The organism is Pigmentiphaga sp. GD03639, assembly GCF_029845405.1.
Taxonomy (GTDB): Bacteria; Pseudomonadota; Gammaproteobacteria; order Burkholderiales; family Burkholderiaceae_B; genus Pigmentiphaga; species Pigmentiphaga daeguensis.
This window is the reverse complement of record NZ_JAOCLR010000009.1, coordinates 48468-61350: the sequence shown is the minus strand read 5'-3', so window position 1 is coordinate 61350 and position 12883 is coordinate 48468. Positions and strand designations below refer to the sequence as shown.

Genomic DNA, 12883 nt, shown 5'->3' with positions numbered 1-12883 from the left:
TCAACTGGCGGCGATCCCCGCCCGCTTCAATAGTTGCCGCTGCTCGGCCTGCGCCACATCCTGCAGCCAGGCGACGAACGACTGGGCGGCGGGCCCCGCGTCGGGCGCGATGCCGTAGTAGTAGCGGTCCAGCGCCAGCCGCAGGTCCGGCAGGGGCGCCGCCAGGCGGCCCCTGGCCAGGTCGTGGCCCAGCAGCGACACCGGAGCCAGCGCCAGCCCCAATCCATCCAGCGCCGCCTGCATCACGAAATGCAGGTGATCGAACTGCAGCGTCTGCTGCTGCCGCGCACGCGGCCGGCCGACCTGCGTGAACCACGCCTCCCAGTCCGCGCGGCGGGAACGGGAATACAGCAGGACATGTCCGGCCAGGTCGGCGGGACGCCCGATCGGCCGTGCCCGCAACAGCTCCGGCGCTGCCACGACCAGGCCTTCGTCCTGCATGAAGGCGCGCGCCTCGATCGACGGGGGCCAGCCGCGGCGGCCGCGCCGGATGGCCACGTCGAAGCTTTCGAGCGCCCTCTCCGGCGCCAGGGTGCTGGTCACGACTTCCGGCTTGACCTGAGGATGGCGAGCCACGAAATCCGGCAGGCGCGGAATCAGCCAGCGCACGGCGAAGCTAGGACGCACGTTGATCCGGACCACCCGCGGCGCGCCGCGCCCGACGAAGACTTCGGCGGCCGCCGAGATGCTGGCCAGCGCGGGCGCGGTGTCGGCCAGGAACTGCGCGCCCGCCGCCGTCAGCACGATCTGCCGCGTCCGGCGCTCGAACAGTTCCACGCCCAGGTAGTCCTCCAACTGGCGGACCTGGCGGCTGACCGCGCCATGGGTCACGCCCAGTTCCTGCCCGGCGCGGGTGAAACTCAGGTGGCGGGCGGCGGCGACGAAGGCCCGGACGGCATTGAGAGGCGGCGGACGATGGAGCATGCGTGCAATTTTCTCACGTGTCGCGCCAGTTTAAATCGTTTGTCGCCCTGTCACGCGAACGTCACCATGTCGGCCTATGTCCGATCCCGACACCGCCACCGCCGATCGCCATTCGCGCGACGCCTCCATCGTCCTGGGCCTGTGCCTGCCCGCCGATACCGTCCTCTATCTGCTGCTTCCCGTCCACGCGGGCCAATTCGGCATAAGCCTGGCGCAGGCCGGTGTGTTGCTGGCCGCCAATCGGCTGGTCCGGATAGCCGGCTATGGCTGGGTCGCCAGGCTGTACGCCGAGCGCGGCGATCGCGCCGTCTGCACGCTGGCGGCGCTGGCCTCGGCCTGCTGCGCGCTGGGCTATGCGCTGTTCCCGGGCTTCTGGCTGCTGCTGGCCGTCCGGCTGCTGTGGGGCCTGTCCTACGCGGCGCTGAACCTGTCCACCCTGGCGCTGGCCACCGCCAGCCTGTCCGGATCGGCGCAGCGCACCGGCCGCTCGCGCGCCCTGATCGCCGCGGGCCCCATGCTGGCCCTGCCGGCGGGCGCATGGCTGGCGGACCTGGCCGGACCGCGCTTCATCTTCTTCATTCTGGCCGCCCTCGCCCTGCTGGCCCTGCCGCTAGCGCGCCGCCTGCCCGCCCACCGCCGGCCCCGGAGCGCGCCGCAGCCCGCGCGCCGCATACGGCCACCAGGCAGCCTGGATGCCTGGTCCTTCATGGAAGGGCTGACGCTGGACGGCCTGTTCATCATCGGCCTGTCGCTGCTCGCGCAGGACGCACTGCCCGACTGGGCCCTGCTGGCGGCCGGCGTGCTGATGGCGCTGCGCTACCTGTCGGAGATCCTGCTCAGCCCGCTGGGCGGGCGCATCGCCGACCGCCTGGGCGCCGAACGCATGCTGGTGGTCCTGTCGCTGGCCACCTCGGCCGCGCTGGTGGGTTTCGGCGCCGGCTGGCTGTGGGCCTGCGCCTTCCTCATCGTCGTGCTGCGCGCCCTGCAACTGCCGCTGCTGGCCCCCATCGTCGCGCATCGCCACCCCGGCAACGAACGCATCCAGGCACTGGCCTCGCGCGCGGTCTGGCGCGACATCGGCGCAGGCACGGGGCCGATGCTGGCCGGCCTGCTGCTGCCGGCCGCCCCCGCCGTGCTGGTCTACGGCGGGGCCGCCCTGCTCTTGTCGGCCGCGGCGCTGGCCTGCCTGCGCCGCCCCTGATCCGGCGCGGCCCGCATCAATCGATGCGGATGCCCGTCTGCCGCACGATCTGCCCGTAGCGCTCGACCTCCCGGGCCATCATGGCCGCCAGGTCGGCCGGCGTGCCGGTCTGGATCTCGAAGCCCTGCATGGCGAATTTCTGCATGACGTCCGCATCCCGCAACGCGCGGTTCATCGCCGCATTGATGCGCGCGACGGTCGCCTCCGGCGTCCCCGCCGGGGCGAACAGGGCCAGGCCGCTCGGCACGTCGACGCCCGGCATGCCGGCCTCCGCCATGGACGGCACGCCCGGCACCAGCGCCGACTCGGCCGCCGTCGTCAGCGCCAGCGCGCGCAGCTTGCCCTCGCGGATCTGCGGCACGACGGCGACGTCGGCGATCATGAAGTCCACCTGGTTGCCCAACAGCGCGACCACCGCCGGCCCCACGCCCTTGAACGGCACGTGCGTGAACGACACGCCGGCGGAGCGCGCGATGATTTCGGTTACCAGGTGGGGCGCGGCGCCGTTGCCGCTGGAGGCATAGCTCAGCCGCCCCGGCTGCCTGCGCGCCGCCTCCAGCAGGTCCTTCAGCGACTTCGCCGGCGAGGCGGGATGGACCACCACGATGAACGGCGAGACGGTCATGTTGCCGACCGGCGCGAAACCGCGCAGCGCGTCGTAGGGCAGCTTCCTGTAGAGCGCCTGCGAACTGGCGTGGGTGATCGGCCCCGTCACGTACAAGGTGTAGCCGTCGGGCGCGGAGGAAGCGACGTAGGCGGCGCCGATCGTGGTGCCGGCGCCGGGCTTGTTCTCGACATAGACCGGCTGGCGGAACTCGTCGGCCAGCCTGGCCGCGAGAATGCGGGCCGCCACGTCGGTCGAACCACCCGGCGGAAAGGGCACCACGATCTTGACAGGCTTGGCCGGATATTCCTGGGCGTGAAGACCCGCCATCGGCAACAACGCGGCCAGCGCCAGCGCCGCGATGCGGCGCGCGCCCATCATGCCTGCCTCCCGGCGGCGTCCATCCGGGTCTGCTCCCGGACCACCTCGATGCCCGCCCCGCGCAGCAACTGGTCGATGCGGCGGATCTCTTCGACGCGCGGCTCGGGCATGGGCGGACGCATGCGCGGCGACTCGATCAGGCCCCGCAGCCAGGTCGCGATCTTGTAGCGCACGTGCAGCCGGCCGGGCTCGGCGTAGATGTATTCGTGCAGGCGCGCCAGGCCCGCGTCCCAGATGCGGCGCGCGGCGACGAGGTCATTGGCGCGCATCGCCTCGATGTGGTCCAGCATGGGCTCCAGCGCATAGTTCCACGAGCCGCTGATGGTGCCGTCGAAATTGCCGCTGGCCAGGTACTCGTGGAAGAAATGCGCGCTCGAGCACAGCAGCGCGACGCCGGGCGCCTGGTCGCGCATGGCCCGCGCAAGGATGCGGTGGCCCTGGTAGGCGTAGGTCGTCTTCCAGCCCACGATGTTGGGCACCTCACGGCAGAATTTCAGCGTGGGTTCCAGGGGCAGGCCCAGTCCCCAGGGCTGCGACGCGTTGGTGATGGGGTGGGTGAAGATGGGCAGGTCCACGGCCTCGTCCTGCGCCTTGATCTGGTCCAGCCACACCTCCGGATAGCGGACCGAGTCCCAGGCGATGGCCACGTCCATGGAACCGGCCGGCGGCACCACGAAGATGCCCTGGGCACCCAGCGCCTTCGCGTCGAGCGCCGTCTGCACGGTCTCCGCGGTGGTCCAGGCGAAGGTGCCGGCCAGCACCGGCATCCGGCCCGCGGCTTCCTCCATCACGATTTCCAGCACCCGCCGCTTTTCCTCGCGGGTCAGGTAGAAGGCTTCGCCCGCCTCGGGATTGGCGATGAGGCCGCCCTCGGCGGCGAACCTCGGTTGTTGCAGGTAATAGCGCACCAGCCGGCGCAGGCCCGGCTCGTCGATGCCGAGGTCGTCCCGCAGCGGCAGGACCAGCGCCGTGTAGAGGCGGCGTGCGATGGGATGGAGGGAGGTGTTGCTCAACGGAAGCTCCTGAAAGAAAGAATGGGACGGTGCATCATTCGGGGGTGATGCCCGCATCGGTGATGATCTGTTTCCACTTGCGCCGGTCGCGCGCGACGCGTTCGGCGAAGGCCGCGCTGGTGCCGCCCGCGGGGTCGGCCGCCAGGCTGGTGATCTCGGTGCGCAGGTCGGGCGACGCGATCGCGGCGTTGAGCACGCCGTTGAGCCGCTCGACGATGGGCGCGGGCGTGCCCGCCGGCGCCCACAGGCCGAAATAGGCTTCCATGTCGAAGCCCGGCACGCCGGCCTCGATCAGCGTCGGCACCTCCGGCAGCACCGGCGTGCGCTTGCGCCCGGCCACGGCCAGCGCGCGGATGCGTCCGCCCTTGAGCACCGCCAGCGCGGACACGGCGCTGTCGAACATCATCGTCAACTGGCCGCCTATCAGGTCCTGCACGGCCAGCGACATGCCCTTGTAGGGAATGTGCGTCATCTCGACGCCGGCGGCGCGCTTGAAGGCCTCGCCGTTCAGGTGCGCCAGGGTGCCCACGCCGGCCGAACCGAAATTGTTGTCGGCGCCGCGGCTTTTCATCAGCTTGACCAGCGAGGCCACGTCCTGGATGCCCGAAGCGCTGGATACCAGCAGCACGCTCTTGCCGTTGGCGATCTCGACGATGGGCGCGAAGCTCTTCTCGGGATCGTAGGGCAGCGAGGACTTGATGGCGGCGGCCAGGGAATGGGTGCTGGTGGTGGACAGCAGCAGGGTGTAGCCATCGGGCGCCGCACGGGCTACCGCCGCCGCGCCGATGATGCCGCCCGCGCCGGGCTTGTTCTCGACCGCCACCGGCTGGCCCAGCGATTCGCTCATCTTGCGTGCGACCAGCCGCGCCATCACGTCGGCCGCGCCGCCCGGCGGGAACGGCACCTGCAGCAGGATGGGCCGGACGGGATAGGCATCGCCGCGCGCCACGGCCGGCGCGAGCAAGGCTCCGCCCGCGACCTTCAACAATTGACGTCGATCCATGTTCGTTTCCAAGAAGGAAGAAGAAAGGTGGGCCGGCCGCGCCGGCCCCGGTCACTTCGGAGGCTGCCTGCCGCTCTGCTCCAGCGTGCCGCCGTGGCCCCAGGTGCTCTCGTAGTCGGGGCGGCTGCCCTCGGCCAGGAACCGGCGCTCCAGCTCCATCACTTTCGGGATGCCGGACAGGGTCTTGTAGTCGGCCGGCCCGTCCGGGCAGGCGTTGACCTGGGCGGCCCAGTCGGCCAGCGCCGCCTGGCCGCGCCGGCGGAAATCGTGCAGCACGCGCCAGGCGGCCTGCATCCCCGACGAGGCCGCGATGGTCGGGTACAGCACCACCCGCAGGCCGAGATCGCGGTACTCCTCCAGCGTCGGCGCCGGCCCCTGCCCGCCCCAGATGGTCAGCACCGGGACGGGAATCTCGCGGCAGGCGATCTTCAGTTGCTCGCGGCTTTGCACCGAATTGAGCCAGACCAGATCCACGCCGCCCTGCTCGGCATAGGCGACGCAGCGGTTCAGCGCGGACTCGAAGGTCTCGCCGGCGGCCCCGAGCGCGTCGCAGCGCGCGCACACCACGAATTCCCTGTCGATCTCGTCGCGGGCGGCGACGGCCGCGCGGTACTTGCCCACGGCTTCGTCCACCGGAATGCAGCGGCGGCCGGCACTGGTCCCGGACTTCTTGGGCGCCTCCTGGTCCTCGATCTGCAATCCCGCCACGCCGGCCCGCACCGCTTCCTGCACCGCATACCAGACGTTGACCGCATTGCCGAAGCCCGTGTCGAAGTCGAGGAAGATGGGGATGTCGGTCCGGGCCGCCACGTGCCGCGCATGATCGACCACGTCGCGCATGCCCATCACGCCGGTGTCGGGATATCCGTACAGGAACGCGCACAGTTGCGAGCCGGCGATGAAATAACTTTCAAAGCCCGCGTCCTGCGCGATGCGGGCCAGCAGGGGGCTGAAGCCGCCGGGCATGACCAGTAGTTCGTCCCTGGCCAGTAGTTCGCGGAATTGGCGCCGCTTGGCTGTCGCCTCGTTCATCGTCCCGTCTCCCGTCGCCCCGTCCGGCCTGGCCGGCGGGTGCATTTGTGCTTGCTTGCGGGAAATTCTAGGAACAGCCTTTTAATTTGTCTAATATATCTCTTATATCTATTGATTTACGTTACTTATGAATCTCTCGATCCGGCATTTCAAGGCTTTTCTTTCCGTGGTGCATACTCGCAGCTTCACGCGCGCGGCGGAGCAGATGCACATCAGCCAGCCCGGCCTGAGCCTGATGATGCAGGACATGGAGGGCCAGCTGGCGTGCCGGCTGTTCGAGCGCACCACGCGTTCGGTCCACCTGACCGCGGCCGGCCAGCGGCTGGTGCCCGTGGCCCAGCACGTGGTGGACGAAGTGGAAACCATCGCCCCCGTCCTCAGCCAGCTCTCGGAAGAGCGGCGGCGCACGCTGCGCGTGGGCGCCACGCCCATATTCTCCGCCAGCGTGATGCCGCACGTATACATGAAGCTGCGCGTCACCCAGCCCACGCTGGACCTGCATGTGTTCGACCTGCCCAAGCCCGAGGTCGAACGCCGCGTGCGCAGCGGGGAACTCGATTGCGGGCTGGGCATCTTCCCGCGGCACGTGCCCGAGGTCTCGCGGCGCCCGCTGTTCGAGTTCGACTTCCTGTACGTGGAATGCCGCAACGCCCCGCTGCGCCTGAAGGCGCAGGGCAGGGCCCGGCGCATACGTTGGGACGACCTGCCCGACGTGCCCTTCGTGGAGCTGCACCCCACCTCGGAACTCCAGCAACTGATCGACAAGCGCAAGGCCGCGTCCAGGCGCCTGCGGCCGGAGGGCGGCATCCGGATGAACAATCTGGAATCGCTGATCGGCATGGCGGCGGCCGGCGTCGGTCCCACCATCGTTCCGTCCTTCGCCGCGCCGGTCGGACCCGACGTGCCGGTCGTCACCGCGCTGCTGACCGACCCCGTGCTGTCGCTGGGCTTTCACCTCATCACCAAGCGCGGAAGGGAACAGCCTGCGGTCCTGGAGGCGTTCACCGGCACGCTGCTGGAGGTGATCGCCGAACGCGGGGAACGCACTTACGGGACGCCGGAAAACTGACGTTCCGCTGAACGGCCGGAGGAACGGAAACTCGACATCCCTTCAACGAAAATTCGACGCACGCCCGACCATACTGGCGCCGTTCTGTCGTTCCCTCCGAGTGTTCCATGGATGTCCAACACGATCTGGATGGCTTCGGCCCGGCGCTGCCCGGCGTGGTCCTGCCTCTGCCCGAGGCAGCCGCGCCCAGGGATTCCGCCTTCCACGATGCCCATGTCAGCTGCGTCCTGCCCTGCCTGAACGAAGCCCGCAACCTGCGCGAACTGCTTCCCCTCTTGCGAGCCCGCCTCGACACGCTGTGCCGAAGCTGGGAGATCATTGTGGTGGACGACGGCAGCACCGACGAGACCCCTGAACTCATGGCCCGCTGGAGCCAGGTCCCCGGCTTCCGCTACCTGCAGCTGTCGCGCAACTTCGGCAAGGAAGCCGCGCTCAGCGCCGGGCTGGAATCGGCGGACGGCGACGTCGTCATCAGCATGGACGCCGACCTGCAGCACTCGCCCGACCTGATCGACAGGATGCTGGTCAAGTGGGCCGCCGGCGCGGACATGGTCTACGCGGTGCGCAGCCATCGCGACGACGAGCCGGCGCTCAAGCGCCTGGGCTCGCGGCTGTTCTACCGGCTGCTCAGCTCGCACGGCCGCGTCAACGTCCCGGCGCATGCCGGCGACTTCCGGCTGATGGACCGCCGCGTCGTCGACGCCCTGATCGCCCTGCCCGAACGCACCCGCTTCATGAAGGGCCTGTACGCCTGGGTCGGGTTCAAGGCCGAGCCGCTGCCCTACGTTCCCGCCGACCGTGCCCACGGCAGCAGCCACTTCCGGCCGCTGCAGCTCGGGCGCCTGGCCCTGGACGGGCTGACCGCCTTCACCACCTGGCCGCTGCGCATGGCGAGCCTCGTGGGTGGGCTCTTCGCGGCGCTGTCCATCGCCTATGGCTGCTACGTGGTGGGTGAATACCTGGTCAAGGGCAACATCGTCGCCGGCTGGACCACCATCGTCGCCGCCCTGCTGTTCTTCGCCGGACTGAACCTGATCTCGCTGGGCATCGTGGGCGAGTACGTCGCCCGCATCTTCGACGAGGTCAAGGGCCGGCCGCTGTACGTGGTCCGTTCTCGCCGCGGCACGGGGACGCGCAGCGGCCGCGCAGGCATGCGATGAAAAATGGCCCCCACGCTTGCCGCTGCGCGGCTGCGCTGCCCCCCAAGGGGGCGTTTTCATCTTGGGGCGGCCCGGCGATGAAAAATGGCCCCCACGCTTGCCGCTGCGCGGCTGCGCTGCCCCCCAAGGGGGCGTTTTCATCTTGGGGCGGCCCGGCGATGAAAAGAACCAGCCTGTTCTTTGCCGCCATCGCGGCGTGGCTTGCCATGCTGTCCTGGGTGCGGCCGCTGATGCTGCCCGACGAGGGCCGCTATGCCGGCGTCGCCTGGGAAATGCTGCGCAGCCACTCCCATGCCGTGCCGCTCTTGAACGGCATGCCCTATTTCCACAAGCCGCCGCTGTTCTACTGGCTGGCCGAGGCCTCGTTCTCGGTGTTCGGACTGAACGAGTTCGCGGCGCGCCTGCCCTCGGTCCTGGCGGCCTGGCTGGCGGCGGCGGGCCTGTACCTGTTCGTGCGCCGGCGGCGCGACGCCGGCACCGCCGCGGTCGCCACGCTGATCCTGGTCACCCTGCCCTTCTTCTACGGCGCCGCGCAGTTCGCCAACCTGGACATGCTGGTGGCCAGCCTGATCTCGCTGTGCATCCTGGCCGGCGCCGAAGCGCTGCTGCGCGCCCGCGAAGGTGCCTCGCCCCGCGGCATGATGCTGGCCTGCGCGGTGCTGGCCGGCCTGGCCGTGCTGGCCAAGGGCCTGATAGGCGTCGCGCTGCCGGCGGCCGTGCTGGTGCTATGGGTGGCGTCGGCGCGCCGCTGGAAAGACCTGCTCGTCCTGCTGTGGCCGCCCGCCATCGGCGTCTTCCTGGCCGTGGCGGTGCCGTGGTTCTGGCTGATGCAGCTGCGCTATCCGGAGTTCTTCCACTACTTCTTCATCTACCAGCAGTTCGAGCGCTTCTCCGCCGGCGGCTTCAACAACGTACAGCCGGCCTGGTTCTACCTGCCGGTGCTTGCCGCGCTGGCGCTGCCCTGGTCGGCCTGGGCCGCCGGCCTGTTCGACAAGCGCTTCTGGACCGCGCCCGGCGGCGAGCTGCGGCGGCTGGCGCTGGTCTGGCTGGCCGTGATCCTGGCCTTCTTCTCCATCCCCAGCTCCAAGCTCATCGGCTACATCGTGCCGGCGCTGCCCGCCTTCGCCTTCCTGCTGGCCGAGGTCGTCATGTCGGTCCGGCGCAGCGGCCGCAGCCTGCGCTGGCGGCGCCTGTTCCCCTTGTCCGTCATGGGCGCCGCCACGCTGTGCGGCGCCGCCATCGCCGCAGCCGCCGCCTATTCGCACCAGGCGCCCAAGTCCCTGGCCACCGATATCGGCACGCGGCTGCGGCCCGGCGACACGCTGGTCGCGCTGCACGAGTACCCCTTCCAGCTACAGCTCTATTCCCGCTCCCCCGCCCCCATCTGGGTCGTGGACGACTGGCTGGACCCGCAGATTCCCTTGCGCGACAACTGGCGCAAGGAACTGTACGACGCCGCGCATTTCGACCCGGTCCAGGGCCAGCAGGTGCTGCTGTCGGACCGGCTGCTGCGCGAACGCCTGTGCGCGGCGCCCGCCGGGGAACGCTACTGGATCTGGGGCGGCGCCGACGACGCCGCGCGCAAGCCATTCCTGGCGAACCGGCAGCCCGTGCTGAGCGAAGACCGCAGCCGGGTATGGCTGGTCGAGGCCGGCGACGGGCTCATGCGCCAGGCGTGCGGCGAAACGCCCATAGCCGGCTTGCAATGAAGGTACCCACGGCAATCCCCGCCAACACCGCTGCCAGCAAGACGTCATACCGCACCGAGGACACATGGAGCAGCCAGGCATAGGCCATTTCGTTGACTGCGAAGCCGCCCGCGGATACGAGAAAGAATCTCGCCGCGGCGCGCTGCCACGCATGCAGCGGATGCCGGAATGTGAACAGCAGATGGCCCGCGAACGACACGCAGAAAGCGGCCAGCCAGCCCACCACGTTGGCCCGCAGGGGCGCGAGGCCCAGCATTTCGACGCAGGCCACGGCCACGACCCAGTGGGTCGCGGCGGCCAGGCAGCCGACGGCGACGAAGCGGAGGATCTGTCCGGCAAGCAGGCGCATGAAGAGCCATCCAACGGATACGTGATGAACGGAACGCCATTATCCGGCAGGCGGATCGTCGTGTGTGCGGACGACTTCGGCATGGACGCATCGGTCGACCTGGCCATCCTGGCCCTGGCCGCGCACGGGCGCGTCAGCGCCGCCAGCTGCATGACGCTGGGCCCCAGCTTCGGCGCCCATGCCGGGCTGCTGGCCGGCTCGGGCATCGAGACCGGCCTGCATGTGGACTTCACGGCCTTTCCTGACACGCCCGCCGAGCGGCTGTCCCTGTCCGTGCTGATTGCCCGCGCCTATGCGGGCCTGCTCGACGGTGGCTGGATCGACGCAAGGCTCGCCCGGCAGTTCGACGCCTTCGAACGGGCCTTCGGCCGCCCGCCCGACTACGTCGACGGCCACCAGCACGTGCACCAGTTGCCCCACATCCGCGCCCGCCTGGTCGCGCTGCTGGCGCGGCGTTATGGCGACGCCCCGCCGTGGCTGCGCGCCACGCGCGCCGCGTCCCTGCCCGGCATGCCGCACCCGCCGCGCCTGAAGGCGCACGTGATCGCCGCGCTGGGCGCCGCCGGGCTGGCCCGCCTGGCGCACGGCCATGGCATGCGAACCAATGCCCGCCTGCTGGGCGTGTACGGTTTCCAGGGCGGAGAACAGCACTATGCCGCGCTGGTGCGCAACTGGCTGCGGCACGCGGGCGACCGGGACGTGCTGATGTGCCATCCGGCCGTCGCCCCGGTGCCCGACGATCCTCCCGGCGGGCAGCGCGTGGCCGAATACCGGGTGCTGGCCGGCCCGGCCTTCTCGCGCTGGCTGGACGAGGAAGGCCTGCGCGTGGGGCCGCTGGCCTGAGCGGACGCCTCCCGGCTCAGTGTCTGGCAAACGGCAGGCTGCGCGAGGCCGCGCTGGCCGACGACAGCGGCGAACGGCTCGCCCGGCAGCTCTCGGGCATCGCGCAGCAGGCGTGAGCATGAGGTCTAATTGAAAGCTGCGGCCATTCCGGCGCCCGCCCGTTCCATCCATCGAGGAAACCGCATGGTAACCATCCATGTCATGCCGGTCGAGATCGGCTTCAAGCACTGCGATCCCGCCGGCATCGTGTTCTATCCACGCTACGTCGAGATCCTGAACGACACCGTCGAACACTGGCTCCGGCACGGCCTGGAAACCGGCTTCGCCGCCCTGCATGGCGAGCGGCACATCGCCATTCCCATCGTCAACCTGCAGGTCGACTTCCTGGCTCCCAGCCGGCTGGGAGAAGACATCGTCTCGGCGCTGCGCATCGACGGCGTCGGACGCACCTCGCTGAAGATCGCCATCGAACTGAGCCGCGCCGGCGACGACCAGCCGGTGCGCCTGCGCGCCGCGCTGGTCCTGGTGTTCATCGACATGCACACCATGCGGCCCATCGAGGTGCCCGAGGACGTGCGCCGCGCCATCGAAGCGGGCGGCTATTGGCGGGGCTGAGCGGCCCGTCAATCGACCGTGATGCCCTTGGCCTTGATCAGGCGCCCCATGATCTCGGTCTCCTTGCGTATGGCCGCGGCCGCATCCGCCGGCGTGGTCGCTATCGGCTCCAGTCCCGCTTCGGCGATCATCCGCTGCATGCCCGCGGAATGGGTAACGGCCTGGATCTCGCGGTTCAGGCGCTCGACGATGGACACCGGCGTTCCGGCCGGCACCCAGAAGCCGAGCGACGTGAAGATCTCCACGCCCGGGTAGGACTCCGAGACGGTCGGTACGTCGGGCAGCGCCGCGCTGCGGCGATTGCCCGTATAGGCAATCGCGGACAGCTTGCCCGACCGGATGGCCGGCAGCGCCGAGACCGGCGGCTCGAACCCCAGCATCACGTGCCCCGCCATGACGTCCGGCAGGGCCGCCCGCTTGTACGGAACATGCAGCAGCCGTACCCCTGACGCATCCTGCAGCAGTTCGAACCCCAGGTGGGCGGTGCTGCCCGACCCGTACGAGGCGTAGCTGATCCTGCCCGGCTCGCGGCGCGCCGCGGCCACCAGGTCCGGCACGCTACGAATCGGCACCGCGTTGTTGGCGACGATGAATGATCCCCCGCGCAGCGCCTGGGTCACCGCGACGAAGTCGGCCTGCGGATCGTAGGGCAGGCGGCTGAACAGAAAAGGCGTGATGGCGAACGGATTGCTGGTCGAGAACAGCAGGGTATAGCCGTCCGGCTTGGACTTGGCCACCGCGTCGGTCCCGGTCACCGATAGCGCGCCAGGCTTGTTCTCAACATATACCGGAGTGTTCAACGCCTCCGACAGGCGCTCGGCATAGGCTCGCGCGAAAAGATCGGAGCCGACGCCCACCGGACTGGGCGTGATGATCTTGATCGGATGGCTGGGCCAGGGTGCCTGCGCCAGCGCGGAAGTCGCGACAGCCTGAAGAATGGCGGCCAGCAGGAACGGAACGAATGCACGCATGGGAGTCTC

Annotated in this window: 13 protein-coding genes; 6 read left to right on the top strand and 7 right to left on the bottom strand. The window is 69.8% G+C overall.

The window, feature by feature from the left end; genetic code table 11:
- Nucleotides 1-924, bottom strand: coding sequence for a LysR substrate-binding domain-containing protein (locus N5K27_RS12040; RefSeq protein ID WP_279816660.1), 924 nt, complete (start codon nt 922-924; stop codon nt 1-3).
- Nucleotides 925-1000: 76 nt separating this feature from the next.
- Between N5K27_RS12040 and N5K27_RS12035 the strand changes: the two genes are divergently transcribed.
- On the top strand, nt 1001-2125 hold the full coding sequence (locus tag N5K27_RS12035) for an MFS transporter (RefSeq protein ID WP_087837128.1): 1125 nt from the start codon (nt 1001-1003) through the stop codon (nt 2123-2125).
- 16 nt (nt 2126-2141) lie between these two features.
- On the opposite strand, the gene N5K27_RS12030 is transcribed toward N5K27_RS12035, so the two are convergent.
- From N5K27_RS12030 to N5K27_RS12015, 4 genes are read right to left on the bottom strand one after another with little or no spacing between them, the layout of a single operon-like run.
- A complete protein-coding gene (locus N5K27_RS12030; RefSeq protein WP_087837129.1) occupies nt 2142-3110 on the bottom strand; it encodes a tripartite tricarboxylate transporter substrate binding protein in 969 nt (322 codons plus the stop codon).
- Nucleotides 3107-4123, bottom strand: coding sequence for a dihydrodipicolinate synthase family protein (locus N5K27_RS12025; protein WP_243724403.1), 1017 nt, complete (start codon nt 4121-4123; stop codon nt 3107-3109). The genes N5K27_RS12030 and N5K27_RS12025 overlap by 4 nt, the downstream gene beginning before the upstream one ends.
- 34 nt (nt 4124-4157) lie before the next feature.
- On the bottom strand, nt 4158-5126 hold the full coding sequence (locus N5K27_RS12020; protein ID WP_087837131.1) for a tripartite tricarboxylate transporter substrate binding protein: 969 nt from the start codon (nt 5124-5126) through the stop codon (nt 4158-4160).
- 51 nt (nt 5127-5177) lie between these two features.
- Nucleotides 5178-6158, bottom strand: coding sequence for an isocitrate lyase/PEP mutase family protein (locus N5K27_RS12015; protein ID WP_165963040.1), 981 nt, complete (start codon nt 6156-6158; stop codon nt 5178-5180).
- A gap of 127 nt (nt 6159-6285) precedes the next feature.
- Between N5K27_RS12015 and N5K27_RS12010 the strand changes: the two genes are divergently transcribed.
- The 3 genes from N5K27_RS12010 to N5K27_RS12000 all read left to right on the top strand — a co-directional run bounded on the left by N5K27_RS12010 (nt 6286) and on the right by N5K27_RS12000 (nt 10096).
- Complete coding sequence (locus N5K27_RS12010) at nt 6286-7227, top strand: LysR family transcriptional regulator (RefSeq protein ID WP_087837133.1); 942 nt, start codon at nt 6286-6288, stop codon at nt 7225-7227.
- Between the two features lie 107 nt (nt 7228-7334).
- The gene (locus N5K27_RS12005; protein ID WP_279816651.1) at nt 7335-8387 is read left to right on the top strand and encodes a glycosyltransferase family 2 protein; all 1053 of its coding nucleotides are present in this window, start codon (nt 7335-7337) and stop codon (nt 8385-8387) included.
- A 158-nt stretch (nt 8388-8545) separates the two neighbouring features.
- On the top strand, nt 8546-10096 hold the full coding sequence (locus N5K27_RS12000; protein ID WP_279816650.1) for a glycosyltransferase family 39 protein: 1551 nt from the start codon (nt 8546-8548) through the stop codon (nt 10094-10096).
- Here the strand turns inward: N5K27_RS12000 and N5K27_RS11995 are convergent.
- Nucleotides 10050-10445: a GtrA family protein gene (locus tag N5K27_RS11995; RefSeq protein WP_087837136.1), complete on the bottom strand. Its 396-nt coding sequence runs from the start codon at nt 10443-10445 to the stop codon at nt 10050-10052. The genes N5K27_RS12000 and N5K27_RS11995 overlap by 47 nt on opposite strands.
- Before the next feature lie 24 nt (nt 10446-10469).
- Here N5K27_RS11995 and N5K27_RS11990 point away from each other — a divergent pair, with 24 nt between their 5' ends.
- Complete coding sequence (locus N5K27_RS11990; RefSeq protein WP_087837137.1) at nt 10470-11288, top strand: ChbG/HpnK family deacetylase; 819 nt, start codon at nt 10470-10472, stop codon at nt 11286-11288.
- 183 nt (nt 11289-11471) lie between these two features.
- The gene (locus N5K27_RS11985; RefSeq protein WP_087837138.1) at nt 11472-11903 is read left to right on the top strand and encodes a thioesterase family protein; all 432 of its coding nucleotides are present in this window, start codon (nt 11472-11474) and stop codon (nt 11901-11903) included.
- Nucleotides 11904-11911: 8 nt separating this feature from the next.
- Here N5K27_RS11985 and N5K27_RS11980 read toward each other — a convergent pair whose 3' ends face one another.
- Nucleotides 11912-12874, bottom strand: a complete 963-nt coding sequence (locus N5K27_RS11980; RefSeq protein WP_087837139.1) for a tripartite tricarboxylate transporter substrate binding protein — start codon at nt 12872-12874, stop codon at nt 11912-11914.
- Nucleotides 12875-12883: the final 9 nt, after the last annotated feature.

What these genes read in the sequence shown, in the direction of transcription:
- N5K27_RS12040 (WP_279816660.1), bottom strand. Translation starts at nt 924, where the DNA reads ATGCTCCATCGTCCGCCGCCTCTCAATGCCGTCCGGGCCTTCGTCGCC.
- N5K27_RS12035 (WP_087837128.1), top strand. Translation starts at nt 1,001, where the DNA reads ATGTCCGATCCCGACACCGCCACCGCCGATCGCCATTCGCGCGACGCC.
- N5K27_RS12030 (WP_087837129.1), bottom strand. Translation starts at nt 3,110, where the DNA reads ATGATGGGCGCGCGCCGCATCGCGGCGCTGGCGCTGGCCGCGTTGTTG.
- N5K27_RS12020 (WP_087837131.1), bottom strand. Translation starts at nt 5,126, where the DNA reads ATGGATCGACGTCAATTGTTGAAGGTCGCGGGCGGAGCCTTGCTCGCG.
- N5K27_RS12015 (WP_165963040.1), bottom strand. Translation starts at nt 6,158, where the DNA reads ATGAACGAGGCGACAGCCAAGCGGCGCCAATTCCGCGAACTACTGGCC.
- N5K27_RS12010 (WP_087837133.1), top strand. Translation starts at nt 6,286, where the DNA reads ATGAATCTCTCGATCCGGCATTTCAAGGCTTTTCTTTCCGTGGTGCAT.
- N5K27_RS12005 (WP_279816651.1), top strand. Translation starts at nt 7,335, where the DNA reads ATGGATGTCCAACACGATCTGGATGGCTTCGGCCCGGCGCTGCCCGGC.
- N5K27_RS12000 (WP_279816650.1), top strand. Translation starts at nt 8,546, where the DNA reads ATGAAAAGAACCAGCCTGTTCTTTGCCGCCATCGCGGCGTGGCTTGCC.
- N5K27_RS11995 (WP_087837136.1), bottom strand. Translation starts at nt 10,445, where the DNA reads ATGCGCCTGCTTGCCGGACAGATCCTCCGCTTCGTCGCCGTCGGCTGC.
- N5K27_RS11990 (WP_087837137.1), top strand. Translation starts at nt 10,470, where the DNA reads ATGAACGGAACGCCATTATCCGGCAGGCGGATCGTCGTGTGTGCGGAC.
- N5K27_RS11985 (WP_087837138.1), top strand. Translation starts at nt 11,472, where the DNA reads ATGGTAACCATCCATGTCATGCCGGTCGAGATCGGCTTCAAGCACTGC.
- N5K27_RS11980 (WP_087837139.1), bottom strand. Translation starts at nt 12,874, where the DNA reads ATGCGTGCATTCGTTCCGTTCCTGCTGGCCGCCATTCTTCAGGCTGTC.